This is a genomic window from Vibrio lentus (assembly GCF_002875945.1).
Classification (GTDB): domain Bacteria; phylum Pseudomonadota; class Gammaproteobacteria; order Enterobacterales; family Vibrionaceae; genus Vibrio; species Vibrio apostichopi.
Genome location: NZ_MCZK01000009.1, coordinates 1 through 2,666 on the forward strand (window position 1 = coordinate 1; position 2,666 = coordinate 2,666).

At 38.4% G+C, this 2,666-nt stretch carries 3 protein-coding genes; all 3 read right to left on the reverse strand.

Annotation, left to right across the window (positions count from 1 at the left end; all coding sequences use genetic code 11):
• Positions 1-6 precede the first annotated feature (6 nt).
• A complete protein-coding gene (locus tag BCT49_RS00880) occupies positions 7-1,791 on the reverse strand; it encodes a hypothetical protein (protein WP_102433786.1) in 1,785 nt (594 codons plus the stop codon).
• 28 nt (positions 1,792-1,819) lie between these two features.
• Entirely contained in the window at positions 1,820-2,167 is a 348-nt protein-coding gene (locus BCT49_RS00885) for a hypothetical protein (protein WP_102433787.1), read from the reverse strand.
• On the reverse strand, positions 2,164-2,666 hold a 503-nt coding region (locus BCT49_RS25635; RefSeq protein WP_157938593.1), incomplete at its 5' end, for a hypothetical protein. The genes BCT49_RS00885 and BCT49_RS25635, both read right to left, overlap by 4 nt.

Sequence of the window (2,666 nt, forward strand, 5' to 3'; positions counted from 1 at the left end):
AATTCACTATGCCACTTCAACTGCATCTGCAGCTATTTGCGTCTCCATTACCTTCTCTGCTACTTTCTCCCCATCCATCTCAAGTGTGTTTTGTAGCTTAACTATGATTGGTTGAGAGGTTTCCGCAAAGCCTGCACTATTATTACCTCTAATCTCATCCTGTCGTGGGGTTAGTGCTTTTGATGGGATATTAGGGGTTAGGTAACTGTAAGGTTTCGGGATTGTTTGAGCGTTATAAGGTTGCTTACTCGTTTTAGTCGGGGTATCAGTTTTTGGTGGAGTATCGTCTTTATCATCACCGAAGAAGTTAACACCAAAGAAAGATAAAGCTTCTTTTAGGGTATCAATTAAGGTGTCCCAAATACCCTCAAATACTGTACGTACTTTTCCATTCAGATCTGTAAGGTATTTAACCAATTGAGCTACAGCACCAGTAACCAATTTTAATCCATCTAGTAGTAGATTTACCGCTTTTAGTGTTGGATGTAGGACTACAGAAATAGCATTGAATAAGATACTAAATAGGTCTCCGAAGATTGCCGCTATACTACTAATTGTATCACCCAAGAGGGATAGGGTATCCATAGCTTCAGGAGATAGACCTTCAGAAAAGCTTTTGAACATCGATAAATCAAAGTTACCAACTACAGCACTAAATTCACTCATAGCGGCTGAGAAGGCTTTCATACGTCCCTCATCTTCCTCTGTGATTTTGAATGTTGAATTATCAAAGTCTTGACTGATACGTTGCACGGCTTCAGGGTTAGCATTACGTGCGTTATAGACCTTATCCCAATCTGAGACCATTGAATCCAAAGCAAAAGAGACCTCTTTAGCACTTAGACCACTAGCCTTCATATCCTCAAAAATCTTATTCTGTAGTTTCAGTGGATCCTCTTCAGAAAAGTATTTATCAATAGCTGCTTTATTGTTCTCTAATTTACCACTCTTAACTAAGGCGTTAACAACATCAATACCACTACCACCACCGGATAATTCACCTTTATTGTTGTAGGTTAGATCCGCTGTAACCTCTCCAGATTTACGTGATACCTCTAGCAGTTGATCGGCTGTCTTCTGAATATCAAATTCACTACCCATTAAGGATTCATTGATATGTGCCTCACGTTGCAGATCTTGAGTACTAACCCCTGCCTGATCCGCTTGAGTCATTACCATTTTTGCCTTTTCCGCACCACTAGCTAATGTTACTAATCCTGCTGTGATAGTTACTGCGGCGGCTGCAATAATAGGATTAGCGGCTAATGCTGCTCCCTCTGCAGCTCCCATACCACCACCTACAGCACCGCCCTTAATAGAACCACCAACACCACCGGATTTCTTAGCTAGATTCTTACGTCTCTTATTCTCTCTGCGTAGTGTGGCTGTAGTTTTCTTGAATTCGTCTCGGATTTCAGCTTCAGTTTTCTTAGAAGATAGTACTCGTTTTACTTGCATCTGTTGTTCAATAGTAAGACGGTCAAAAGCTGCTGATCTAAATTGGCTGAGTTTCCATGCTTCAAAACGTTTAATACGTGCTGTCTCTTTGGCTTGAGCCTTTACTTTAGCTTGAGCTAGTTTATTAGCTTCCCGTTCTTCTTTAGTATTGGCCTTAGTTTTAACCTTACTCACCTTAGTGGTATTTTTAACTTTAGCTTTTACGGCTTTAGCTTCAATTTTAGCTAATTTATTCTCATGAGTTTGTAGGGACTTTTCCCAACGTTTCAAACCCTGTAAACCTTTTCTATTGTCTACAATATTTTGATAAACAAATTGTTCCACATTATTCATATTATTTCTTATTATATCCGGTTGTTACTTACTCGAAGTATTTTGACCACTCAGGGAAGTCTTTTAATAATTCGTCAATTTCATCTGATAAATTCAAATCTTCTCGATTCTCAACTAACCAATTCACATAAGGGATCATAGTTTCTGAGAAAGCATCTAATACCTTTTGACGTTTCTCGCTGCTATTACTCCATTCATAATTTAATAGCTTGTCTTCTTGGTCTAGGTAACTAGCTTTTAAATCCTCTGTAACGCTGTTTGAGGGGGTTGTATTGATTACATTACCGATATTATCAGTTACTAGATTAAGACCTACGGAGGATACTTGTAGGAGGTGATTATTGTAGTTCTTACACTTTTCTAGGAAGGTTCTCATTTCTTATTACGCCTCTTCTCTTCATTAACTCGATCAGCTTCATGTGCTGCTTTTAAATTATCCTGTACCTGAACACGGTTACTAATTTCTAAGAATTGGGGATAAGGCATTACAGCTAATTGATCATAGGTGTATGAGGTTTCAGAGGAGACGTAATTAAGCCATGTCATGACTTTGAACTCCTCTTCTCCAATAATATTACTCATCTGTTTAGATTGGGCTTCATATAATCGGCCTGATCTACCCTGCTGTTCTAACCTTTCAATAACTTCTAGACCTTTAAGCCATTCATCACTATTAGGTTCTAAATTACTTAATCGAATATTAGCACTTTCGATAATTTGTTCATTACGGGATAAGATACGGTCTACAGAGGAAATATATACTTGTAAATTCTGATACCACACTAAACTATCTTGAGTTAATTCAGAGGGGTGATCCGTGTAGTAATCGCTCTCAGCATCAGTAAGTAATAGGTAGTGAAGTGGCATAGTGAATT